The organism is Streptomyces mutabilis (assembly GCF_046628145.1).
GTDB lineage: Bacteria > Actinomycetota > Actinomycetes > Streptomycetales > Streptomycetaceae > Streptomyces > Streptomyces mutabilis.
The window spans coordinates 4751823-4775053 of the sequence record NZ_CP176874.1 but is presented as its reverse complement, the minus strand read 5'-3'; the positions used below and the strand labels follow the sequence as shown (position 1 = coordinate 4775053).

At 72.9% G+C, this 23231-nt stretch carries 15 protein-coding genes, 1 pseudogene and 1 riboswitch; of the genes and pseudogenes, 7 read left to right on the top strand and 9 right to left on the bottom strand.

From position 1 onward, the window contains the following. Positions 1 to 225 precede the first annotated feature (225 nt). The 4 genes and pseudogenes from ACLIN4_RS21630 to ACLIN4_RS21615 all read right to left on the bottom strand — a co-directional run bounded on the left by ACLIN4_RS21630 (position 226) and on the right by ACLIN4_RS21615 (position 6924). A complete protein-coding gene (locus ACLIN4_RS21630) occupies positions 226 to 1368 on the bottom strand; it encodes a hypothetical protein (protein WP_411576126.1) in 1143 nt (380 codons plus the stop codon). Between the two features lie 223 nt (positions 1369 to 1591). After that, positions 1592 to 2761, bottom strand: a complete 1170-nt coding sequence (locus ACLIN4_RS21625; protein WP_289904628.1) for a vWA domain-containing protein — start codon at positions 2759 to 2761, stop codon at positions 1592 to 1594. 359 nt (positions 2762 to 3120) lie between these two features. Further along, positions 3121 to 5547 (bottom strand): annotated as a pseudogene (locus ACLIN4_RS21620) (DUF5682 family protein); the annotation flags it as partial. A 237-nt stretch (positions 5548 to 5784) separates the two neighbouring features. After that, on the bottom strand, positions 5785 to 6924 hold the full coding sequence (locus ACLIN4_RS21615) for an ATP-binding protein (RefSeq protein WP_107480150.1): 1140 nt from the start codon (positions 6922 to 6924) through the stop codon (positions 5785 to 5787). Positions 6925 to 7055: 131 nt separating this feature from the next. Here ACLIN4_RS21615 and ACLIN4_RS21610 point away from each other — a divergent pair, with 131 nt between their 5' ends. Next, positions 7056 to 8411, top strand: a complete 1356-nt coding sequence (locus ACLIN4_RS21610) for an SWIM zinc finger family protein (RefSeq protein WP_381938852.1) — start codon at positions 7056 to 7058, stop codon at positions 8409 to 8411. Positions 8412 to 8445: 34 nt separating this feature from the next. Beyond that, the gene (locus ACLIN4_RS21605) at positions 8446 to 10086 is read left to right on the top strand and encodes a DUF5691 domain-containing protein (RefSeq protein ID WP_289904633.1); all 1641 of its coding nucleotides are present in this window, start codon (positions 8446 to 8448) and stop codon (positions 10084 to 10086) included. Positions 10087 to 10382: 296 nt separating this feature from the next. Here ACLIN4_RS21605 and ACLIN4_RS21600 read toward each other — a convergent pair whose 3' ends face one another. Further along, entirely contained in the window at positions 10383 to 10799 is a 417-nt protein-coding gene (locus ACLIN4_RS21600; protein WP_019329998.1) for a cobalamin B12-binding domain-containing protein, read from the bottom strand. A 432-nt stretch (positions 10800 to 11231) separates the two neighbouring features. Between ACLIN4_RS21600 and ACLIN4_RS21595 the strand changes: the two genes are divergently transcribed. Beyond that, complete coding sequence (locus ACLIN4_RS21595) at positions 11232 to 12179, top strand: esterase/lipase family protein (RefSeq protein ID WP_289904645.1); 948 nt, start codon at positions 11232 to 11234, stop codon at positions 12177 to 12179. Positions 12180 to 12450: 271 nt separating this feature from the next. Continuing rightward, positions 12451 to 14052, top strand: coding sequence for a M23 family metallopeptidase (locus ACLIN4_RS21590; RefSeq protein ID WP_411576125.1), 1602 nt, complete (start codon positions 12451 to 12453; stop codon positions 14050 to 14052). A gap of 83 nt (positions 14053 to 14135) precedes the next feature. Here ACLIN4_RS21590 and pcrA read toward each other — a convergent pair whose 3' ends face one another. Further along, a complete protein-coding gene (gene pcrA, locus ACLIN4_RS21585; protein ID WP_411576124.1) occupies positions 14136 to 16625 on the bottom strand; it encodes a DNA helicase PcrA in 2490 nt (829 codons plus the stop codon). 231 nt (positions 16626 to 16856) lie between these two features. Then, positions 16857 to 17040: riboswitch (cyclic di-AMP (ydaO/yuaA leader) on the top strand. Positions 17041 to 17046: 6 nt separating this feature from the next. Here pcrA and ACLIN4_RS21580 point away from each other — a divergent pair. Together ACLIN4_RS21580 and ACLIN4_RS21575 are read left to right on the top strand one after the other, a co-directional pair. Next, positions 17047 to 18234, top strand: a complete 1188-nt coding sequence (locus ACLIN4_RS21580) for a C40 family peptidase (RefSeq protein ID WP_107479575.1) — start codon at positions 17047 to 17049, stop codon at positions 18232 to 18234. A 27-nt stretch (positions 18235 to 18261) separates the two neighbouring features. Next, positions 18262 to 19290, top strand: coding sequence for a tellurite resistance/C4-dicarboxylate transporter family protein (locus ACLIN4_RS21575; RefSeq protein WP_289904652.1), 1029 nt, complete (start codon positions 18262 to 18264; stop codon positions 19288 to 19290). On the opposite strand, the gene ACLIN4_RS21570 is transcribed toward ACLIN4_RS21575, so the two are convergent. Next, complete coding sequence (locus ACLIN4_RS21570) at positions 19268 to 19621, bottom strand: hypothetical protein (protein WP_107479573.1); 354 nt, start codon at positions 19619 to 19621, stop codon at positions 19268 to 19270. The genes ACLIN4_RS21575 and ACLIN4_RS21570 overlap by 23 nt on opposite strands. 308 nt (positions 19622 to 19929) lie before the next feature. On the opposite strand from ACLIN4_RS21570, the gene ACLIN4_RS21565 reads away from it, so the two are divergent. Continuing rightward, positions 19930 to 20985 (top strand): C40 family peptidase, encoded by a 1056-nt coding sequence (locus tag ACLIN4_RS21565; protein WP_307652235.1) that lies wholly within the window; start codon positions 19930 to 19932, stop codon positions 20983 to 20985. Positions 20986 to 21042: 57 nt separating this feature from the next. Here the strand turns inward: ACLIN4_RS21565 and ACLIN4_RS21560 are convergent, their stop codons facing one another. Both ACLIN4_RS21560 and ACLIN4_RS21555 read right to left on the bottom strand, forming a co-directional pair. After that, entirely contained in the window at positions 21043 to 21789 is a 747-nt protein-coding gene (locus ACLIN4_RS21560; protein ID WP_043380887.1) for a LuxR C-terminal-related transcriptional regulator, read from the bottom strand. Next, positions 21786 to 23078 carry an ATP-binding protein gene (locus ACLIN4_RS21555; protein ID WP_100045447.1) on the bottom strand — a complete coding sequence of 431 codons (1293 nt, stop codon included), beginning with the start codon at positions 23076 to 23078 and terminating at the stop codon, positions 21786 to 21788. The genes ACLIN4_RS21560 and ACLIN4_RS21555 overlap by 4 nt, the downstream gene beginning before the upstream one ends. Positions 23079 to 23231: the final 153 nt, after the last annotated feature.

The following is a 23231-nucleotide window of genomic DNA, read 5'->3' as shown; positions in this document are numbered from 1 at the left end:
GGATCTCAGGCCCTGGCGGGATGCGGGCGTCAGACGGTGTCGCGCCACCGCGGTCGGCCACCGCGGTCGGCCACTCCGGTCGGCCGCTGAGGGCGGACCGGGACGTGCGACTGGGGCAGCGGCCTGCGGCGCCGCCCGTGGACGTGGATGAGAAGCGTCCGGACGGCGGGCAGACCTCTCCGCCTCCGCGCGGCGGGTCTGCGGTGGGGAAGGTCCCGCCCCTGGCTAGGCGGGAGAGACCGGAACGTCCCGGTACCGGTCCCGCGTCTCGGGCGCGTCGGCGCACACGAGGGCGCCGGGCACGAGTCGGAACGGAATCCGGTGATGCGGGGTGACCGCGTGTGCGTCACCGTGGCGGGCCGTGCCGTGGTCGGCACCGGTCCCGGTGCCCAGCGCGCCGTCGGGGTCGCCGGTGGGTGACCGGCGGGCGGGGGTGGGACCGGGGGTGGGCGTGGTCGCGCCGGACGCCGCCACGGTGCGGTCGGCGGCGACGTGCGCCGCCGTCCGGGCGGCGGACGCGACGGACGCCGGGCCGTAGACGGCGGTCGCCGAGGCTGCGGCTCCTCCGGTGGACCGGGCGTCGGGGACGCCTGCCGAGACCGTGGGGTCCTCCGAGGCACCGGACGCGTCGGCGGCGGCCGGCTCCGTGGTCGACGGCAGGGTCTGCGGGGACGGCGCGTCGGGCACCGTCCGACCGGGCAGACCGATCGGGGCGAGCAGATCGGGCAGGCCGGGCAGGTCGCTCAGACCGGATGGGCGGTCGGGCAGACCAGACGGGGGGTCGGTCAGGCGGGGCGGTGGGTCGGTCAGGCCGGGCAGGGTGGTCAGCGCCTCCAAGGGAGGCACCTTCGCCTGCGCGACCGTCCCGAGCCCGTCCGTCACCGTCTCCGCCAGATCCACGGGCCGCACGAGGCGGGTTTCGGCGGGCCGGACAAGGCGGGTCTCGGCGGACCCGGACCGGACGAGGCGGGATTCGGCGGGCCGCACGAGGCCGTCCTCCACCGGCCGCACGACACGGGCCTCCACGGATCGGACGACGCCCTCGATCACGGGACGGAGGCCGGGCTCGGGTACGACCGCCTCGGGTCCCCGGACGGCCGGGGAGTCCTGGCCGCTCCGCAGGCTCCGCGGGACGACCGGTTCCCGTCCTGTCGGCTCCCCCCGTCGGCGCTCCGGAGAGGCATCGACGACCTGCCCGGCGACGTCCCTCAGCGAGGGAACGCCCTCGGCGGCCTGCGCCCGCGCTCCGCAGAGCACCCCCAGCACGAACAACCCGCCCACCAGCAGCATCACGTGCAGCGCACGCCGCCCGGCCGCCGTGCGCATCATGCGCCGAGCGGCATCGGGCAGAACTGCTGACCAGATCAAGAGGGGAGATTCCTCCCGTGCGGCGGAACGGTTCGCGCGTCACACGGCACGCCGGGCGACGCGGGGCATCCAACAACACATCGACCGGCCGTATTCGTACGACCTATCGATACGACGCGCGATCCTCGCACGGGACTCTGTGGGCTACGCAAGCCTGGCCCGGACGAGGGCCCGTCATGTCCGTCATGACGGAGGGAATCGGGCCGCCCGGGTCGACAAGTCGTCACCCGGCGTCCGGTATCGGCAGGGCTCGCTTCTCGATCGCCGCCGCCATCACCTCCGGGAAGAGGTCGGGCGTGCAGGCGAAGGCCGGTGCGCCCAGCTCGGCGAGCGCCGCCGCGTGCTCCCGGTCGTACGCGGGCGCCCCCTCGTCCGACAGCGCCAGCAGCGTCACGAACTGCACGCCGGCCGCCTTCATCGCCGCGACCCGCTTGAGCATCTCGTTCCGTATACCTCCCTCGTACAGGTCGCTGATCAGCACGACCACCGTCTCCGCGGGCCGGGTGATCTGCGACTGGCAGTACGCCAGTGCGCGGTTGATGTCCGTACCGCCGCCGAGTTGCGTGCCGAAGAGCACGTCGACCGGGTCCTCGAGCTGGTCGGTGAGGTCGGCCACCGCCGTGTCGAAGACGACGAGCCGCGTGCTGATCGACCGCATGGAGGCGAGCACCGCCCCGAACACGGAGGCGTACACGACGGACGCCGCCATCGACCCCGACTGGTCGATGCAGAGGACGACCTCCTTCTTCACGGAGCGGGAGGCACGTCCGTAGCCGACGAGCCGCTCCGGCACGACCGTCCGGTACTCGGGGAGGTAGTGCTTGAGGTTGGCCGCGATCGTGCGGTTCCAGTCGATGTCGTGGTGGCGGGGCCTGCTGACGCGCGCACTGCGGTCCAGGGCACCGGTGAGGGCGGCGCGGGTACGGCCTGCGAGCCGCGCCTCCAGGTCCTCGACGACCTTGCGGACGACGGCGCGTGCCGTCTCCTTGGTCGTCTCCGGCATCGCCTTGTTGAGGGACAGCAGGGTGCCGACGAGGTGTACGTCGGCCTCCACGGCCTCGAGCATCTCCGGTTCCAGCAGGAGGGTGGCGAGACCCAGCCGGTCGATCGCGTCCCGCTGCATGACCTGGACGACGGAGGACGGGAAGTAGGTCCGTATGTCCCCGAGCCAGCGGGCCACGGCCGGCGCGGAGGCGCCCAGCCCCGCGGCACGGTCCCGTCCCTTCCGTGGTGCCGCCCCCTTCCCGTAGAGCGCGGTGAGCGCCCCGTCCATCGCGGCGTCCTGTCCGGAGAGCGCGTGGCCGGTGCCCTCGGCCTGGTCGCCGCCGAGCACGAGCCGCCACCGCCGCAGCCGTTCCTGCGCGGCCTCGACGTCCACAGGCTCGGTCGTCATGCGTCCACCCCCACCGTGTCGTTGCCGGCGCGGTCCTGAGGGACGGCGCCGGCGTCCACCTGCTCCACGGGCTCCGCCGGGCCCGCCCGGCACACTTGGCTCACTGGGCCCACTCGGTCTGTTCGGTCTGCTCGGTCGGCTCGGTCGGTTCGGTCGGCTCGGTCGGCTCGGTCGGCTCGGTCTGCCCAATCCGACAGGGCCACCCGATCCGACTGGCCCGATGGGTCCGTCCGGTCGGGTGGGCGCGTTCGGTCCGATGGGCGCGACTGGTCCGATGCGACCGACGGAACCGACAGGACCGATGGAACCGACGGGATCGTGCTGTCCGCCGGATACGCCCCGCCCGCCGCTTCCTCCACGCCCCCGTCGTCGAGGCCGAGCAACTGCCGGACCACCTGCAGCACCGCGTCGGCCCGCCCGGTGTCGAGGTCGGCCGCGAAGCCGGGTACGCCGGCGCCGGCCGCGGTCGCCGCACCCCGTCCCTCCGGTCCACGCCGGACCAGCTCGCCGATGCTGCGGCGGACTCCCGGCTCGTACGCCGAGAAGGTGCGCCTCAGCAGCGGCAGTACGTCCGTGAACGCCTCCGCCGGCACGCCGGTCAGCCACGCGTCGACCAGTGCGAGCAGCCGTTCGTCGTGGAGGAGCAGCATGCCGCCGCCCGAGCCGCCGCCGACGAAGCCCTCGATCCAGGCCGCGGCGTCCGCCGGACGGGTCCCCGGGGACAGCACCAGGCCCATGAGCCGCGCCGCTTCGTCCGGCGGAAGCTCTCCGTCGTCGAGCAGGAGCCGGACGGCGCGCCCCCGGACGACACCGGGCACGATGTCGCGTGCGGACAGGGTGCGCAGCACGTCCCGCCAGCGGGCTCGCAGGGCACCGTGGCCGGGCGCGGGCGTGTCGCCGAGCAGTCCCACCGCGCCGTGCACGGCGTCCACGTGCCGGCGCATCTCCTGGGCCGCATCGGCGTCCAGCGCGGCACAGGCCGGAGGGAGCCCCACGAAGATGCGCTCGGCGAGGCCCGCGGCGACCTCGGCCAGCGCACCGGTGCCGGTGCCGCGTACATCGCCGTAGCGCAGTGAACGGACGAGGGCCGGAAGGGCCTGGGCGAGGTGGCCGACGTCCGTGTCGAGCGCCGCGCGGTCGGCGAGTATCCGCATCACCGGGCCGAGCGCGTCCGGCAGTTCGGCCAGCAGGCAGCGTTCGGCGAGCGCGGTGACCTCGGCGAGGGTCTGTGCGGTGACGGCGTCCGCCTCCGCCCTGGCGGTCGCGGCGGCGAGCACGGTCGTGCCCCACACCCCGGCCTCGGCGACCCGCACCGACAGCTCCGGCTCCCACCGCAGTCGCCATGTCTCGCGGAACGTGCCCGTGCTGCCCCGTGAGGCGGCCGGCTCCCCCCAGCCGACGCCGAGCAGCCGCAGCCGGTGCAGCAGTCTGCTGCGCCCCGCGTCGGTCTCCTTGCGCAGGTCGAGCTCCAGCTCCCGCTCCACAGCCTCCGGCTTCAGCCGCAGCCGCCGCTGCAGGCGGGCCAGGTCCCGCTGCAGCGGCACCGCCGGCGCCCCGGCGGGCACCGCGCCCAGTACGTCGCCCACGACCAGGCGGTCGTGCACCAGGGCGAGCGGCACGTCCGAGCCCTCGCACATCACCGCGCGCACGGCCTCCGTCGTCTCGCTCAGTCCGGGCAGCGGGCGGCCGCGCATCACCGCGAGCGTCTCGGCCAGTCGCACCGCTTCGATGACGTGCGCCGAGGAGACGAGCCGGTCCTCCGCCCGGAGCAGCCCGGCCACCTTGGTCAGCCATCGCTCCACGGGCCGGTCCGGCGCGGTGAACAGGTGCCCGTACCAACCCGGCGACTCGATACCCGCCCCGTACCCGCCGGCCCGGGACAGCCTGCGGTGGGTCCAGGGCACCCAGGTCATCTCCACCTTCGTCCTGGGCAGCCCCTTCAGCAGCGCCCGGTCGGCGCCGACGGTGACCTTGCGCCGGAGAGCGGGCACGTGCCAGGCCCCGCACACCACGGCGACGCCCTGGGTGAACTCGCGCTGTGCCGCCCGTACCTGGAGCCGCATGTACGCCTCCCGCGCGAGGTCCCGGTCGGGTCCGCCGCCCTCCTCGGTCTCCCGCAGCGCGGTCATGGCCTCCTCGAGCGCGGTGAACGGTGCGAGCACGTCCCCGTCGCCCGCGCTCCGGTGCTCGACGGCGTCCTCCCACCAGAGCTCGGGATCGTCATAGCCGGCGGCCTCGGCGAGCGCGGCGAGCGGATCACCCCGGAGACCGGGGAGGACGGCACCGGACTCGTCCCCCTCACGAACTCCGGGCTCGCCCCCCTCGCCCGGCCCGTGTCCGTCCCCCTTGCCCGGCCCGTGTCCGTCCCCCTTGCCCGGCCCGTATCCGCTCCCCTTGCCCGAAGCCGACTCCTCCGGTTCGTCGGGCTCCGTCCCCTCCACCGCGCACTCCCCCGCCCGCCATGCCAGCGTGTGTGCCGCCGGCAGGTCGATGAAGCGGGCCGGTACGTCGTGCTCCAGGGCCCAGCGGACGGCCACCCACTCCGGGGAGAACTCGGCCAGCGGCCAGAAGGCCCAGCGGCCGGGTTCGTCCACGGCGTGGGCGAGGAGCGCGACCGGGGGACGCATGTCCTCGTCCGCGGCCAGCGGGATCAGCGCGTCGGCCTCGGGCGGCCCTTCGATCAGTACGATCCCCGGCCGGGCCGCCTCCAGCGCCGCCCGGACGGCCCGCGCCGATCCAGGCCCGTGATGGCGCACACCCAGCAGCAACGGCCCGCCACCGGCCACCGCGCCCCCGCGGGCCCCTCCACTCCCGCCCTCGCCACGCCCGTTCCCGCCCGGCAAGCCGCTCCCGGACCCACCCGGCAGGCCCCCACCGGCCCCGCCCTGTCGGCCGTTCCCGGAGCCGTCAGTGCCCGCCACACCGTCCCCCTCGCCTACGGGTCCAGGACGAGTCCTCGTCGTCCGCCGTGACACCGAGCACCGGAACGGCCGGTCGGGACAGCGTCCGGGTCCGCATGCCGCTCATACGCTCACCTCCCGGCACGCCCGGTAGAAGTCCTTCCAGCCGTCACGCTCCCGGACGACCGTCTCCAGGTACTCCTGCCAGATCACGCGGTCGGCGGCCGGGTCACGGACTACGGAGCCGAGGATGCCCGCTGCGACGTCACCGGGCCGGAGCACGCCGTCGCCGAAGTGGGCAGCCAGTGCCAGGCCGTTGGTCACCACGGAGATGGCCTCGGCCGTGGACAACGTGCCGCTGGGCGACTTCACCTTCGTGCGCCCGTCGCCCGTCAGTCCGTCGCGCAGCTCGCGGAAGACGGTGACGACACGGCGGATCTCGTCGATGCCGTCCGGTGCCGTCGGCAGGTCGAGGGAGCGGCCGATCTGGTCGACACGGCGCGAGACGATCTCGACCTCGGCCTCCGCGGTCTCGGGCAACGGCAGCACCACGGTGTTGAAACGCCGGCGCAGGGCGCTGGACAGGTCGTTGACTCCGCGGTCGCGGTCGTTGGCGGTGGCGATCAGATTGAATCCGCGGACCGCCTGCACCTCTTGGCCGAGCTCCGGTATCGGCAGGTTCTTCTCCGACAGGATCGTGATGAGTGTGTCCTGCACGTCGGCCGGAATGCGGGTCAGTTCCTCCACCCGGGCGGTCAGGCCCTCCGCCATGGCCCGCATGACGGGGCTGGGCACCAGGGCGTCGCGGCTGGGGCCGTGGGCGAGGAGACGCGCGTAGTTCCAGCCGTAGCGGATGGCCTCCTCGGGGGTACCGGCCGTGCCCTGCACCAGCAGGGTCGAGTCACCGCTGACGGCCGCGGCGAGGTGCTCGGATACCCAGGTCTTCGCGGTGCCGGGCACCCCGAGCAGGAGCAGGGCGCGATCGGTGGCGAGCGTGCTGACGGCCACTTCGACGATGCGGCGCGGGCCCACGTACTTCGGAGAGATCTCCGTGCCGTCGGGCAGGGTGCCGCCGAGCAGGTAGGTGGCGACTGCCCACGGCGACAGCTTCCAGCGGGGCGGGCGCGGGCGGTCGTCCTGCGCCGCCAGCGCGGCGAGTTCGGCCGCGAACGCGTTCTCGGCGTGCGGGCGCAAGGCCTCGGTGCCGGGTGCGGACCCGTCCCGACTCGGGTCGACGGATGTCGGTGCTACGGACACAGGCATGGCTGAATCCCCCTCCAGCTCGGCCGGTTCGATCTGCCGTCCACGGTGCACCACGCCACTGACAATCGCTCTGACCAGCCAAAACGCAAGCGCCGGCCCGATTGTCAGTGGCGGGATCTACCTTCGATGACATGACTCAGCAGGGGGTGCGCTGGACCGCGGACCAGGTGCTGGCACTGGCACCTGACGCCGCGTCACGCAAAGCGGGCGGCAGACTCGCCACGGCCGGCCCGTGGTCCGAGGTGGGGAGCTCCGACGAGGGGACGGTGTGGGGACTGTGCCAGGGCAGCGGCGGCAAGCCGTACCAGACGGTCGTCGACATCGCGGACGTGTCCGGGCCCGCGTACAAGTGCGGTTGTCCGAGTCACAAGTTCCCGTGCAAGCACGCGCTCGGGCTGTTGCTGCTCTGGGCGGGCGGAGACGGTGCGGTCCCGGCGGGTGAGCCGCCGCACTGGGTGGAGCAGTGGGTCTCCGGGCGACGCGCACGCGTGAAGGAGGGGACGACGGCAGGACCGCCCGGGTCCGCCGCTCGGTCCGGTGACCCGGCGGCGGCGCTGCGCCGCGCGGCACAGCGGGCCGAGCGGGTCACCGCGGGCGCGACGGAGCTGGAGCAACGCCTGTCGGACCTGCTGCGCGGCGGCCTGGCCGAAGCGGAGCAGGCGGGATACGCGCTGTGGGAGGAGACGGCGGCCCGCATGGTCGACGCCCAGGCTCCGGGCCTCGCCTCGCGCGTGCGGGAGTTGGGGTCGATTGCCTCGTCCGGTCCCGATTGGCCGGTCCGGCTGCTGGAGGAGTGCGCCCTGCTCCACCTCCTCGACCAGGGCTGGCTGCGGCGCGAGCGGCTGCCGGACGAGCTCGCGGCGACGGTCCGCACACGCGTCGGCCTGCCGTCGACGGCGGACGGCCCCCCGGTGCGGGACCACTGGCTGGTCCTCGCTCAGTACGACACCGCCGACGCCCGGCTGACGACCCGCCGCGTCTGGCTCTACGGCACGGAGACGGACCGCACGGCGCTCCTCCTCTCCTACGGCGCCGCGGGCCGGGCTCCGGAGCTGACGCTGCCCGTGGGGCTGTGCCTGGACGCGGAGCTGTCGGCGTATCCGGGCGACGGCCGACAGCGAGCGGCGCTGGGCAAACAGTTCGCGCCGCCCGCGCCCGCGGAGATACGTCCGAGAGGTGTGACGACGTCCCAGGCGGTCGCCCGTTACGGCAGGGCCCTCCGTGCCGACCCGTGGCTGGAGTCGGTGCCGGTGACGCTGGAAGGGGTCGTCCCGGTGCCGGACGGCGACGCCTGGCAGTTGGCGGACGCTGTCGGGGACACGGCGCTGCCTCTCACCCCGGCCGTCGGCAACCGCCCGGGGCTGTGGCGCCTCGTCGCCCTGTCCGGCGGTGCGCCCGTGAAGGTCTTCGGTGAGTGCGGCCACCGGGGGTTCACGCCTCTGACCGCTTGGCCGGACGGACCGGGCCGGGCGGTGTCGCTGCACTGACCCGCCCCACGCAACGGAACCGGAAGGGACCCGCATGACCAGGACGCCCGCGACCGCGACACCGGACGCCCCCGTGCAGACACCCGCGCCCAGCCTCTGGGAGGAGCTCGTCACCGCCGCGCTGCTCGGTACGGACCGGCGCACTCCCCGGGGCTGCGAGCCCGGGCCACGCGCACCGGCGGCACTGCTGGACGCGGCGGCCGCCGAGACCGTGCGCAGGCGCGCCGGACTGCGCCCGGCTCCCGCGGCCCGGCGTCCGGAGCCGGCTCCGGAGGACCCCCGTCCGCCCTTGCCGACCGCGGCCGCCCACCGGCTCACCACGCTGCTCGCCGACCGGCCCGGGCCGGCGGGCGGCGGGCGCCGAGGCACCGCGCCCGACCTGATGGAACTGCTGCCCCAGTGGCTGGCAGCGGCGAACGCCCGTGGTTTCGCGGCACCGCCCCAGACGATTCCGGCCCTGTTGGACGCGGCCCGGGGGCGCACGGACCTGCGTCCGGCGGCGCTGACGTTCGCGGGGCCCCGCGCCCTGTGGCTGGCCCGGCTGAATCCGGACTGGCGGTTCGCCCTGCGGTCGACGCCGGGCGGCGGCACCGCGCTGCCCGGCCCGGATGCCGCGGAGCGGGTACGGCGTCTGTGGGAGGAGGGCCTCTTCGCCGAGCGGGTGGCCCTGCTGGCGTCCCTGCGCGCCCGCGACCCCGCGGCAGCCCGGGCACTGCTGACCTCGACGTGGGCGACGGAGCGGGCCGAGGACCGGCTGATGTTCCTCGACTCGCTGCGGACCGGACTGGAGCCGGCGGACGAGCCGTTCCTGGAACAGGCGCTGACCGACCGCAGCCGCAACGTACGGGCGACGGCGGCGGAGTTGCTGTCGGCGCTGCCCGAGTCGGCGCTCGCCGCGCGCATGGCGGCGCGCGCCGTGACGTGCGTGTCCCTCGACCGCGCCCTGGATCCACCGGCGATCGCGGTCGAGGCTCCGCACGAGTGTGACGCGGCCATGGAGCGGGACGGCGTCACACCCAAACCGCCCTCGGGGCGGGGGGAACGGTCCTGGTGGTTCGGTCAGTTGGTGGAGGCGGCCCCGCTCGGGATCTGGTCGGCCCGGCTCGGCGGACGTACCCCCGAGGAGATCGTCGCCCTACCGGTGGCGGACGACTGGCGGAGCGATCTGCACGCCGCGTGGTGCCGGGCCGCGGTACGGCAGCGGAACGGGGCGTGGGCGAGGGCTCTGCTGGGCGCGCCCACGGCGCCCGAGGCCGGAGGGCCGGGAGCGGTGTCACTGGCCGAACGGGCCAAACTCCTCGGCACCCTGCGGGCCGGCGAACGGGCCGAGTGGGTCGCCGGGTTCATCGCGACGCACGGCCTGTCGGAGGCGTTCCAGCTGCTCGGAATGTGCGCTGTGCCGTGGGCACCGCCGCTCGGACGGGCGGTGGTCGACGCGCTCAACATCGCCCGGGACGCCGGGAGCTACCCCTGGAGCTTCAGCGGTGTCATGGGCCTGGCCGAACGCTGCCTCGATCCCTCGGAGGCAGGCCGCCTCGACGGCCTGCTGGCGATACCCGACGAACGGGAGGACGCGTCGCCGGGAGCCGGTGGGTACTGGGCGGAGGCGTTCCAGCGGCTCGTGACGACACTGCGGTTGCGTGCGGCGATGGCCGAGGAACTGGGGGCGGTGTAGCGGACAGGAGAGGTGCGGCGTCGACCGCCGGCCGGGCGACCGTAGCGGCCGGGTGCCCGCGCGACCGCGCCGCCGGGCGGTGGCGTCGCCCTGCCCACACCCTCACCGAACCGCCCTGGCCCACACCGCAGCGCGGACCGCCCTGCCCACACCACCTACCGCACCGACGGACCGGGCAAGGAGTCACACTGCCGCACCACACCACCGGCCCAGCGAGCGACCAGGCCACGCCGAGGGACGGCACCCGAGGACGGCACCACGGACCGGGCGGCCAGGCGGCCCGGGCGGTTATGCGGCTACGCCCCCGCCGGCTCCCGCACGTTGGCCCGTACCCAGTCCACGATCGACGCCGTCGTCGCGCCGGGGGTGAAGATCTCCGCGACGCCCTTCTCCTTCAGCGGGGCGATGTCCGCCTCCGGGATGATCCCGCCGCCGAAGACCAGGATGTCCGCCGCGTCGCGCTCCTTGAGCAGCTCGATCACGGCGGCGAAGAGCGTGTTGTGGGCGCCGGAGAGGATGGACAGCCCGATGGCGTCGGCGTCCTCCTGGATCGCGGTGTCCACGATCTGCTCGGGTGTCTGGTGGAGCCCGGTGTAGATGACCTCCATACCGGCGTCGCGCAACGCCCGCGCGATCACCTTGGCCCCGCGATCGTGGCCGTCGAGCCCCGGCTTGGCCACCACCACGCGGATCGGACCGGCTGCCACACCCATCACTGCCTCCATGAAGCGATTACATCCATCCGTACCGACAAGTACCGCACATCTCGCCGACGCGGACACCCCCGCACCACATCGTCCGGGGAAGTGAACGAACGTTATCGCCAGCATCCCGCAACCGGCAGTTTCGCGGTGGATACAGAGGGGGAAATCACACGGTGGGACACGTTCGCCGCGCACCGTCACAGGGCGCGGCGGCAATACGCGTACGGAGAGCCGCAGCGAGGGCAGGACCGGGCAGCAGCGGGCCTCGCAGCCGTATCAACGACACCACGGAGCTCACAGAGCACACGGGCACTGTGTGTCACTTCGGCACGCCCATTCAGGCACACCTCGCAAACATCATTGATCACTGGTGTCACGACTCTCCACGAGGGCACACGGGGGACAGAGGCGTCCCTGCGCGTGCCGACAGGAGGTCGGCCCATGAAGGTCACCACGGCAGCACTGCCCCTTCTCCCGCTCTGTCAGCGTCTCCTGCCAGGCCTCCCGGCACTGCCGGGGCTGCCAGGACTGACGAGCCTGGCGGGCCTCCCGGGTCGGTTGACCGGGCTCTCCATGACCCTCCTGAAGGCCAGCGCCCTGGAGGTCGCGATCCTCGCCGGGCATCTTCTGCTCTACCCCTCGGGGATCATCCAGGAGCGCCGCTCCGCCTCCGCCCTTCCGCCGGCGGAATCCGACGGCCCCCGAACCTCGCCCCCCGCTCCCCGGCTCCCCGCCCCCACCAGCCCCCCGGTCATCCTGCTGCACGGTTTCATCGACAACCGATCGGTCTTCCTGCTCCTGCGCCGCAGCCTGGCCCAGCACGGCAGACACCAGATCGAGTCGCTCAACTACTCCCCTCTGACCTGCGACATCCGCACCGCGGCCGAGCTGCTCGGACGACACGTGGAGGAGATCTGCGAGCGGACGGGCAGTGAGCGGGTCGACGTCGTCGGGCACAGCCTCGGCGGGCTGATCGCGCGGTACTACGTGCAGCGCCTCGGCGGAGACCTGCGCGTCCGGACACTCGTGACCCTCGGCACCCCGCACGCCGGCACCCGGGTGGTCCCCCTGGCCAACGCACACCCGATCGTGCGCCAGATGCGCCCCGGTTCCGCGGTGCTCGAGGAGCTGACCCTGCCCTCACCCGGTTGCCGCACGCAGTTCGTCAGCTTCTGGAGCGACCTGGACCGCGTGATGGACCCGCTCGAGACGGCCTGCCTGGACCACCCCGACCTGTCCGTACAGAACGTACGGGTGAGCGGCATCGGACACCTGGCGCTGCCCGTGCACCCGGCCGTGGCCACCGGCATCCGGGAGGCCCTCGACACCGTCGCGCCGCAGACGGGCGACGGGAGGGACGAACGCGCCGGCGGCCTGACGGTCGCCTGAGACACCGGAGGCCGCTGTCCCGTACGGCTCCCTGCCCGAGTCGGCCGACACAGAAGGTCGCGCACCCCGAAACTCTGCCGCCACCACCCGATCAGATTCGAACGCGCCTCGAACACAAAGCCAAACCCGTGCCCGCCGTCCCCCAAAACACGGCCGATTGCCCGTTTCCTGCGCTCGCGAAACCTGACGAAGATTGTCGTGCCCGTATACCGCCGGGTACAGTCGCCGCACTGCTCTGGCAGCCCCTGTTGTCGAGGCGAAAGAGAAGTTGGTGAACGACCGTCACCCGTCGGGGACCATGACCACCCCGGCTTCGGCTTCCGACGCCGATCCGGCGCAGTACGCGTCGTACGGCACAGGGGAGGCCCAGTACGGCGACCTCACCACGTACGGCGGCTACGACACCACTGGTTTTTCCACCGGCGGCACCGCCACGGCGACCTTCGACGCGGACCCCCTCTTCGGCAGCCTCCCGGGCCAGGACACCGGCACCTACGACACCACCGGTTCGTACGACGCCACCCAGTGGTCCACCGGCAGCGGGCAGGCGCCCGGCTACGACGCCTACGCGGCCCAGCACCACGCCGCCTACGACACCGGCGCCTACGACACGACCGCGTGGGCGGCCGAGTACCAGCAGTCCCCCGCCGTGCCGCCGCAGGCCGCGAGCGCCGATGCCACCGGGCAGTGGGACACGGGTGCCTGGGAACAGCCCGACCAGTCCGGCAATCCCGCCGACCGCACCCAGCAGTGGGACTGGGGCACGCAGACCTTCGAAACCGGCACCTTCGAGACCGGCACCTTCGAGACCGGCTCGTTCACGACCGGCACCTTCAACGCCGGTACGTTCGACACCGGTTCGTTCGACACCGGCGCCTACGACGCCACGCAGTGGAACTCGGCCGGCACCGCCCCGGAGACGCCCGAGGCACCTAAGGACTCCGCGCCCGACGCCGCACCGGCCACCGAGGAGACCGGCGCGAGCCCCGACTCACGCGACGACGAGTTGGCCGCCACCGGGGAACTCCCCGCCGTGACCGGCCTCCTGGAGGACCAGGAGGAGGTCGTCACCCCGGCCCCACACATCCCGGCCCCACGCGGGGCCTCCCGCAGCGGGGCGCGCTCCCGCCGCCGTCAGCCCGCCAAGCGCTCGGCGCTGATGACCATCGCCGTACCGTCGGCCTGCGTGATGAGCGTCGCGGGTATCGCGGCCGCCTCCGTCGGCAGCCTGAACGGCGACGACGGCACGGAGACCACGGCGTCCGCGGCGGACGCGGGCGAGGCGAAAGCGGCCCCGGTCAAGCCGTCGGCCGCCAACAACAAGCTGGACACCCAGCTCACCAGCCTCGCCGCCGGAGCCGACGACTTCGCCGACCGGGCCAGCCGCACCCAGGAGCGCATCGACCTCAAGGCCCAGCAGGCCGCCGAGAAGAGGCGGGCGGCGGAGGAGGCGGCCCGCAAGGAACGGTTGCGCCCGAAGTTCGCACTCCCCGTCCAGCAACACGGTCTCAGCGCGTACTACGGCCAGGCCGGCATCAACTGGATGTCCGTGCACAGCGGTATCGACTTCCCCGTTTCGTACGGCACGACGGTGATGGCCGCCACCGACGGCACGGTCCGCACGCAGTACAACTCCGCGTACGGCAACATGATGATCGTGACCGCGAAGGACGGCACGGAGACGTGGTACTGCCACCTCTCCAGCTACCAGGTGCCCTCCGGTACGACGGTGAAGGCCGGCGACGCGATCGCGTTCTCCGGCAACTCCGGCAACTCGACCGGTCCGCACCTGCACTTCGAGGTGCGCCCCTCGGGCGGTTCGGCCATCGACCCGCTCTCGTGGCTGCGCAGCCACGGCCTCAACCCGGCGTAGCGCAGTACCGTCTCAGCAGGCCGGCCGGGTCCGAGCCCTCCCGGCCCGACCCGTGCCCGCCTCTCCGGACCCTCAGCGCGCCCTCAGAGCTTCTCCACCGGCGCGTACCGCAGCAGCAGCCGCTTCGGCTTGGTGTCCCCGAAGTCGATCGTCGCCTCGGCGTTGCTCCCCGTGCCCTTGACCCCGACCACCGTGCCGAGACCGAACTGGTCGTGCGTGACGCGGTCGCCGACCGACAGCGACACCGTCGGCTGCTCGGCGGAAGCGGACCGGCGGGTGGCGAAACCGGACGCGCCCGACGCCGAGGAGCGGGAACGGGACGACGACAACGAGGCGGCCACCGCCGAGACCGGCGCGGAGGACGCGGGTCCGTTCGCCCCGGTCCGCTTCCACTCCAGGTGGGGCGCGGGGATCTCCTCCAGGAAGCGCGAGGGCGGGTTGTACGACGGCTGGCCCCAGGCGCTGCGCAGCGTGGACCGGGTCAGGTACAGCCGCTCACGGGCGCGGGTGATGCCGACGTACGCCAGGCGCCGTTCCTCCTCCAGCTCCTTGGTCTGGCCGAGGGCGCGCATGTGCGGGAAGACGCCGTCCTCCATGCCGGTGAGGAAGACGACCGGGAACTCCAGGCCCTTCGCGGTGTGCAGGGTCATCAGGGTGACGACGCCGTCGCCGTCCTCCTCGTCCGGGATCTGGTCGGAGTCGGCGACCAGCGCGACCTTCTCCAGGAAGTCGGCCAGCGTCCCGGCCTCCTCGCCCTCGGCCCGCTCCTGCTCGAACTCCAGGGCGACGGCCGCGAGTTCCTGGAGGTTCTCGATGCGGGTCTCGTCCTGGGGGTCGGTGGAGGTCTGCAGCTCGGCGAGGTAGCCGGTGCGTTCGAGGATCGCCTCCAGCACGGTGGCCGGTCCGGCGCCGGACTCGACGATCGTGCGGAGGTCCTCCATGAGCGTGTTGAACCGCTTGACGGCGTTGGCGGAGCGCGCGGCCATGCCGTACGCCTCGTCCACCCGCCTGAGCGCCTGCGGGAAGCTGATCTTCTCGCGCTGGGCGAGGGCGTCGATCATCGCCTCGGCGCGGTCGCCGATGCCGCGCTTGGGGACGTTGAGGATGCGGCGCAGCGGCACCGAGTCCTCGGGGTTGGCCAGGACCCGCAGGTAGGCCAGGACGTCCCGGACCTCCTTGCGCTCGTAGAAGCGGACGCCGCCGACGACCTTGTAGGGCAGGCCGACGCGGATGAAGACCTCTTCGAAGACACGGGACTGCGCGTTGGTGCGGTAGAAGACGGCGACGTCACCGGCCTTCGCCTCGCCCGCGTCCGTGAGGCGGTCTATCTCGTCGGCGACGAACTGGGCCTCGTCGTGCTCGGTGTCGGCGACGTACCCGGTGATCCGCGCGCCGCTGCCCTGGTTGGTCCACAGGTTCTTGGGGCGGCGGGACTCGTTGCGCTCGATGACCGCGTTGGCGGCGCTGAGGATGGTCTGGGTGGAGCGGTAGTTCTGCTCCAGCAGGATCGTGGTCGCGTCCGGGTAGTCCTCCTCGAACTGGAGGATGTTGCGGATGGTGGCGCCGCGGAAGGCGTAGATCGACTGGTCGGCGTCGCCCACCACGCACAGCTCGGCGGGCGGCACCTCGGCCTCGGGCGGCACGTCGACGGGGTGCTCCGAGGCCCCGCCGACCAGCTCGCGCACCAGGGCGTACTGGGCGTGGTTGGTGTCCTGGTACTCGTCGACCAGGACGTGCCGGAAGCGGCGACGGTAGTGCTCGGCGACGTCCGGGAAGGCGCGCAGCAGGTTGACCGTCGTCATGATCAGGTCGTCGAAGTCGAGGGCGTTGGCCTCGCGCAGCCGCGACTGGTACATGGCGTAGGCCTGCGCGAGGGTCTTCTCGAAGCCGTCGGCGGCCTGGGCGGCGAAGTCCTCCTCGTCGATCAGCTCGTTCTTCAGGTTCGAGATCTTGGCGCTGAAGGACTTGGGCGGGAAGCGCTTGGGGTCCAGGTCGAGGTCGCGGCAGACCAGGGCCATCAGGCGCTTGGAGTCGGCGGCGTCGTAGATCGAGAAGGACGAGGTGAAGCCGAGCCGCTTGGACTCGCGGCGCAGGATGCGGACGCAGGCGCTGTGGAAGGTCATCACCCACATCGCGTTGGCGCGCGGGCCGACGAGCTGCTCGACGCGCTCCTTCATCTCGCCCGCGGCCTTGTTGGTGAAGGTGATGGCGAGGATCTGGCCGGGGTGGACGCCGCGCTCGGCCAGCAGGTGGGCGATGCGGTGGGTGAGCACCCGGGTCTTGCCGGAGCCGGCACCGGCCACGATGAGCAGCGGGGAGCCGGAGTGGACGACGGCGGCGCGCTGGTTCTCGTTCAGCCCCTCCAGGAGCGCGGCCGGGTCCAGGGCGGGGCGCGGGGCGCCGTCCCGGTAGTACTGGTCCCGGTCCGGAGGCACGTCGAACTTCCCGCCGAACAGATCGTGCGGGACCGGCTCCGGCCCGTGCTCGTCCTCGGGCGGCGGCGGAGGTTCCTCCTCGTGACCGCGGGGGGTCTGGAGGCTCGCCAGGAAGCTGTCGTCAAAGAGGCTGCTCATCGCTCTCCGAGTCTAGGGCGCCCCACCGACAACCGGTCCCCGCCCCGGAAATCGGCCTCGATCACGCCATCGGACACGCCCCGCGACGGCCCGCGACACCGGGAGTGACCCTCCCACCGAAGGTCACGAAAATGTATCGGGCATATCACCCACCAACCTTCACAGCCGCCACACGAGTTGGCTACGGTGCGGGCAGGCCGCACGACCCCCTCCGGCGAACCTCGCCGGGCCGCGTGGCCTCCGCCGAGTCCGGCGTGCCCGCACGGCACCCGGAGCCGGGGACCCAACCGAGAACCTTGGGGTGAATCGGCACACACCGCCCTCCACGGGGCGGTCGAGCCGTAGGGCAACCCTTCCAGACCCACCCCGCCCGAACCCGACAGCTAACCCGGTAGGCGGATCTTCGGAAGGAGTCGCCTCCTTGGCGTCGCACCGCAAGCCGCGCTCCACGGGTACGCGCGTCGCAGGCATACGGACCCCCGCCCTCGCCACGGCGGCCCTCACCTCCGTGGCCCTGCTCTCCCAGACGGCGGACGCCACACCGTCGGACGACGGCAGACCGAGCCTCGAAGAGGTCGAGAAGAAGGTCGACGACCTCTACCGGCAGGCGGGTTCGGCGACCGAGAAGTACAACGCGGCCAAGGAGAAGACCGCCAAGCAGCGCAAGCGCGTCAACAACCTTCTCGACGACGTCGCCCAGCGCACCCAGAAGCTCAACGAGGCGCGCGAGGAGCTGGGGTCCTTCGCCTCCGCCCAGTACCGCACGGGCGCCGCGATCCCGCAGACCGCGACCTTCCTGCTCGCGGACTCGCCGCAGGACTACTTCGACCAGAACCAGCTGATGAGCCGGCTCACCGGCCGCCAGAAGGACGCGGTCGACGACTACGTCACGCAGCAGTCCGAGACGATGAAGAAGCGCCGGGAGGCCACGGAGAGCCTCGAGACGCTCACCGAGTCGCAGAACGACCTGAAGACGGCCAAGGCCACCGTCCAGAAGAAGCTCGCCACCGCGCGCGAGCTGCTGTCGGAGCTGACCGCCGAGGAGAAGGCGCGGCTCGCGGCGATCGAGAGGAAGAAGCAGGAGGAGGCCGCCCGCAAGGCCGCCGAGCTGGCGAAGCAGCAGGCCGCGGAGCGGGAGCGGCAGGAACGGGAGCAGGCAGCCCAGCGGGAGAGCGGAGCCGGCTCCGGGTCCGGCGGCTCTTCCGGAGGTACCGGTACGACGGAACCCTCCGCACCGGACGCCTCCTACGGCACCAAGGCCGAGAAGGCGCTCGCCTTCGCCCGCGCCCAGATCGGCAAGCCGTACGTCTGGGGCGCCACGGGCCCCGGCTCCTACGACTGCTCGGGCCTGACCCAGGCCGCCTGGAAGGCCGCGGACGTGACCCTGCCGCGCACCACCTACGACCAGGTGAACGCCGGCACGACCGTCCCCGTCTCCCAGGCACAACCCGGTGACCTGGTCTTCTTCTACGACGACCTCAGCCACGTCGGCCTCTACATCGGCAACGGCATGATGATCCACGCCCCGAAGCCGGGCGCGTACGTCCGCGAGGAGTCGATCTACTACGACGGCGAGGGGTCGATCCACAGCGTGGTGCGCCCGGCCTGACCCGCAACGCTCTCTAGCATCGGGTGCATGTCATCCGGCACCACTCCCGCCTCCCCCTACCCTCTGCGCGCCTGGTGGGCGCAGCGTCCGCCGGCGGCCGGTGCCGCGGTGATGGCGACCGGCATCCTGTCGGTCGGCCTGCACCTCACCGGCCACGAGGTCCTGTCCCGGATCGCCCTGGTCCTGGCCTGCGCCGCCTGGCTGACCCTGGCGGCGAACTTCGTCTACCTGCTCCTGGTCGAACGCGCGCAGTGGGTGACCCGGGCGGGGACGCCGGGCGCCCTCACCGCCGTGGCCGCCACGACCGTGCTCGGCACCCGCTTCTCGCTGCTGGACTGGGCACCGGTGGCGGCGGCGCTGCTGGCGCTGGCGGCGCTGCTGTGGCCGGGTCTGCTGTTCCTGGTCGTACAGCACTGGGGGCGCCGGATGCCCGGGGCGGTGTTCCTGGGCTGCGTGGCCACGGAAGGGCTCGCCGTGCTCGGCGCCACGCTCGCCGCGGCGACCTCGACGCCCTGGCTGGCGCACGCGTCCCTGGTGCCGTTCTGGCTGGGCATCGTGCTCTACCTGATCGCGCTGTTCCGCTTCGATCTCCGGCAGGTGGCCCGCGGCTCCGGGGACCACTGGGTGGCGGGCGGCGCGCTCGCCATCTCGGCCCTCGCCGGCGCCAAACTGCTCGCCGCCGCCGGGACGGGCATGTACCTGTGGAACGCGGACGACCAGGCCGTGCTGCACGACGTGACCGTCTTCCTGCTCGCCCTCGACCTGGCCTGGTACGCCGTCCTGCTCGCCGCCGAGATCGCGTGGCCGCGGTTCCGTTACGACGTACGCCGCTGGTCGACCGTCTTCCCGCTCGGCATGACGGCGGCGGCGACGCTGTCCGTCGCCGCCGCCGTCGACCTGCCGTGGCTGGACGCGCCCGGTCAGGCGCTGCTGTGGGTCGCGGTCGCCGCGTGGCTGGCGGTCGCGGCGGGGGCGGTCTTCCAGGCCCGGGCCGGGATGCGGTCAACGGGCACGGACGCGGGCCCGGCGGCCCTCAGGTCCACAGCACGGCGATGAAGACGTTCACCACGGTCAGCAGGCCCACCAGGCCGAACAGCGGCTTCTCCACCTTCTCGTCGTCACGCTTCACGTAGACGAGGCCGAGGATCACGATCAGCACGGCGAGCTTCACGCCGATCTTGATGTTGTCGACGGAGTGGTCCTGGGCCTGGTTGAGGCCGACCAGCGCCACTCCGGTGACCAGCATCGTCAGCGCACCGTGCAGCATCGCGGGAACGAAACGGGCCGTGCCCTGGCCCATCGCCTTCATCTGGGTCAGGAAGCCGCCCAGGAGCGACGCGATGCCGATGATGTGCAGACCGACGAAAACGTGGATGAGTACGTCCATGAGGCCGGAGCCTAATCAGGGGCCCGGACACGCTCCGACACCGGCCCACCCGGACGCGACCGCCTCGCACGGCGCTCCGGCGCACAGATGCGTGCCATAGCACCCCACCGCTCCCTCCCGCCCCAGATCCGGCGCTTCGGTCATCACCCTGCGTGAAGGCGACGGCCGCGGGGCGGGATCACGGTCACATACGGTCGCCCGTCGGCCCGGTATCGCCAGTTCCGCACAAGCCGTCACCGGGCCGTTACCGCCGCGCCTAGCGTCCTCCCCCAGGCAAGCCGAGCCGTACGGAAGGACGTGGATCGCAGGTGGGAGCGCACCGCAGGCCGCGACAGCGCATCACGGGTGGCGGGAGGGGCCGTACGGCGGCCACCATCACCCTCGCGGGGGCGGCCACCGCGACCGGCCTGGGCGGCGGCACCGGCCACGCCGCTCCGGAGCCGACGCCGGCGCAGGTCAAGGCGAAGGTGGACAAGCTCTACCAGGAGGCGGAGGTCGCCACCGAGAAGTACAACGGCGCGAAGGAGAAGGCGGACGCCGCCGAACGGCGCCTGGAGAAGCTGCGGGACGAGGCGGCCCGCAAGCAGGGCCGGCTGAACTCGACGCGCGAGGCCCTGGGTTCGGTCGCGGCGGCGCAGTACCGCAGCGGTGGCCTCGACCCGGCCCTGCGGCTCGCGCTCTCCGCCGACCCCGACCGGTACCTCGACGACGCCGCCCTCCTCGAGCGGGCGGGCAGCCGGCAGCAGGCCGCCGTGGGCCGGGCGCGCACGGACCTGCGGGAGATCGAGCAGCTGCGCGGCGCCGCACGCGTCGAGGTGACCTCGCTGACGTCGCGCCGGGCGGAGCTGAAACGTCACCGCGAAACCGTCACCGGCAAACTGGACGCGGCCCGCCGCCTGCTGTCACGCCTGACCGCCGAGGAACGCGCCCGCCTCGGCCACGGCACCGGTGACCGCGCCTCCCGCGCCTCCTCCGGCCCCCGGGACGGCCTCTCCGCCTCGGCCCAGGCACCCAACTCCCGCGCGGCGGCGGCCGTCACCTACGCCTACCGGAAACTCGGCAGCCCCTACGTCTGGGGCGCGACCGGCCCCGACGCCTTCGACTGCTCGGGCCTCACCCAGGCCGCCTACCGCGCCGCGGGCGTCTCCCTGCCCCGCACGACCTACGCCCAGATCGACGCCGGCCGCCGCGTCGCCCGCTCGGAACTGCTCCCCGGCGACCTGGTCTTCTTCTACTCCGGCATCAGCCACGTCGGCATCTACGTCGGCGACGGCAAGATGATCCACGCCCCGAACCCGTCGGCACCGGTGCGCGTGGCACCCGTGGACCAGATGCCGTTCGCGGGGGCTACGCGGGTGGTGTGAGGCCCCTGCCGACGGTGCCGACGTCCCCGCCGGACGGGACGGAGCGGCCGCGGGGGGTCAGACCAGCCGTCGTGCCGTCGCCCATCGGGTCAGCTCGTGCCGGTTGGACAGCTGGAGCTTGCGCAGGACCGCCGAGACGTGGGACTCGACCGTCTTCACCGAGATGTACAGCTGCTTGGCGATCTCCTTGTACGCGTAGCCGCGGGCGATCAGGCGCAGCACCTCACGCTCGCGCTGGGTGAGGCGGTCCATGTCCTCGTCGACCGGCGGGGCGTCGGTGGAGGCGAACGCGTCGAGGACGAACCCGGCCAGGCGCGGGGAGAAGACGGCGTCGCCCTCCTGGACGCGGAAGATGGAGTCGACCAGGTCCGTGCCGGTGATCGTCTTGGTCACATAGCCCCGGGCGCCGCCGCGGATCACGCCGATGACGTCCTCCGCCGCGTCCGAGACGGAGAGGGCGAGGAAGCGGACGGGCTGCTCGGTGTCGCTCATCAAGGGGGTGCAGCGGCGCAGTACTTCGACGCCGCCGCCGCCGGGGAGGTGGACGTCGAGGAGCACCACTTCGGGCCGGGTGGCGGTGATGACGGTGACGGCCTGGTCGACGTCGGCGGCCTCACCGACGACCTCCACACCGGTCTGCGCGGTCTGACCGATCTCGGCCTGGACGCCGGTGCGGAACATGCGGTGGTCGTCGACGAGCACCACGCGCACGTGACGCTCCCCCGTGCCCGCGTTCGCCGACTGTGCGGGCTCGGTCGCCTCTCCCGCTCCCGCCGTTCCGTTCGCCTCGGTCGGGTCGCTCATGACGTCTTCTCCGCCCTCTCCATCTCCAGCTCGACCTCCGTGCCGCCGTCCGGCACCGCGCGCAGCCGCGCCGTGCCGCCGTTGCGCTCCATGCGGCCGATGATCGATTCTCTGACACCCATGCGGTCGGCGGGTATCGAGTCGAGGTCGAAGCCGGGGCCGCGGTCCCGGACGGACACGAAGACCGTCCTGCCCTCGACTTCGGCGTAGACCTGAACGGCGCCGCCCTCGCCACCGTACTTGGCCGCGTTCACCATGGCCTCACGTCCGGCTTGCATCTGTGCCGCGATCCTCTCGTCGAGCGGGCAGTCGCCGACGACCACCACCTCGATGGGGACGCCGTGCTTGTCCTCCACCTCCGCCGCATTGCGCTTGACCGCCTCGGCGAGGGTGGTGGGCTCGTCGTCCTCGTCCTTGCCGTTGCCCTCCGGCTTGTAGAGCCAGGCGCGCAGGTCGCGCTCCTGGGCGCGGGCCAGGCGGCGCACCTCCCCGGCGTTCTCGGCGTTGCGCTGGATCAGGGTCAGGGTGTGCAGCACCGAGTCGTGGACGTGGGCGGCGACCTCGGCCCGCTCCTGCGCGCGGATGCGCATCAGCCGCTCCTCGGAGAGGTCCTGGGTCATGCGGACCAGGTACGGACCGGCGAGGAGCGTTATGCCGACGAGGACGGCGAGCGCGGCCTGGAGCACGGAGCCGAGGTGGGCGGCGGACCCCTGGAGGACGAAGATGCCGGTGACGCCCGCCGTCACCAGCAGGACGCCGGCCACGGAACGCAGCAGGGTGACGGTCCGCCGGTGGCGCCCCACCTCGGCCCAGCGGGCCCGGCGGGCGTTGTCCGCCTGCCGCCAGACGAGGGCGACGCCGGCGCCGACGAGCACGGTCGGCCAGAGATAGGCCTTCGCACCGCCGCCGAGGTCCACGTTGCCCACGAAGACAAGGGCCACGACGACCATGAGAAGCAGGGCCACGATCTGGCCCTTGTCCGGCTTGCGGGCGACGAGTCTGCGGCGGCCGTCCGGCGAGGTCTCGGAGGTGACGAGGGACGGCGGCTTCTGGGAGTCGACGCCGCCGACGCCCAAGGGCACGAAGAACCAGAAGGCCGCGTACAGCAGCGCACCGAGCCCGTCGGCCATGAACAAACCGACGAAGGCGAAGCGCACCCAGATGACGGGCAGCCCGAGATGCCCGGCGAGCCCCCGCGCCACCCCGCCCAGCCAGCGTCCGTCGCTGCTGCGGTAGAGCTTGCGCGGCGGCCGCGGTTCGACGAGTGGCGCTGCTGCGGCTTCCGGCATGACATCGATGGTCACACGGCCCAGGGAGCCGGAGCATCAGGGTCGGTCCCCTAGACTCCCCTGATCTTCGGGCCGGCGTGTCCTCGAACGCTCCCCCGGCACCGGGTCAGGGCCGATATCAGGGTCCGACCAGGGTCGAACCGACTGCCGCCA

Coding starts and splice junctions, on each gene's coding strand:
- ACLIN4_RS21595 (WP_289904645.1), top strand. CDS start 11,232: ATGAAGGTCACCACGGCAGCACTGCCCCTTCTCCCGCTCTGTCAGCGT.
- ACLIN4_RS21625 (WP_289904628.1), bottom strand. CDS start 2,761: ATGACGACCGAGCCTGTGGACGTCGAGGCCGCGCAGGAACGGCTGCGG.
- ACLIN4_RS21570 (WP_107479573.1), bottom strand. CDS start 19,621: ATGGACGTACTCATCCACGTTTTCGTCGGTCTGCACATCATCGGCATC.
- ACLIN4_RS21615 (WP_107480150.1), bottom strand. CDS start 6,924: ATGCCTGTGTCCGTAGCACCGACATCCGTCGACCCGAGTCGGGACGGG.
- ACLIN4_RS21560 (WP_043380887.1), bottom strand. CDS start 21,789: ATGAGCGACCCGACCGAGGCGAACGGAACGGCGGGAGCGGGAGAGGCG.
- pcrA (WP_411576124.1), bottom strand. CDS start 16,625: ATGAGCAGCCTCTTTGACGACAGCTTCCTGGCGAGCCTCCAGACCCCC.
- ACLIN4_RS21555 (WP_100045447.1), bottom strand. CDS start 23,078: ATGCCGGAAGCCGCAGCAGCGCCACTCGTCGAACCGCGGCCGCCGCGC.
- ACLIN4_RS21605 (WP_289904633.1), top strand. CDS start 8,446: ATGACCAGGACGCCCGCGACCGCGACACCGGACGCCCCCGTGCAGACA.
- ACLIN4_RS21610 (WP_381938852.1), top strand. CDS start 7,056: ATGACTCAGCAGGGGGTGCGCTGGACCGCGGACCAGGTGCTGGCACTG.
- ACLIN4_RS21575 (WP_289904652.1), top strand. CDS start 18,262: ATGTCATCCGGCACCACTCCCGCCTCCCCCTACCCTCTGCGCGCCTGG.
- ACLIN4_RS21600 (WP_019329998.1), bottom strand. CDS start 10,799: ATGGGTGTGGCAGCCGGTCCGATCCGCGTGGTGGTGGCCAAGCCGGGG.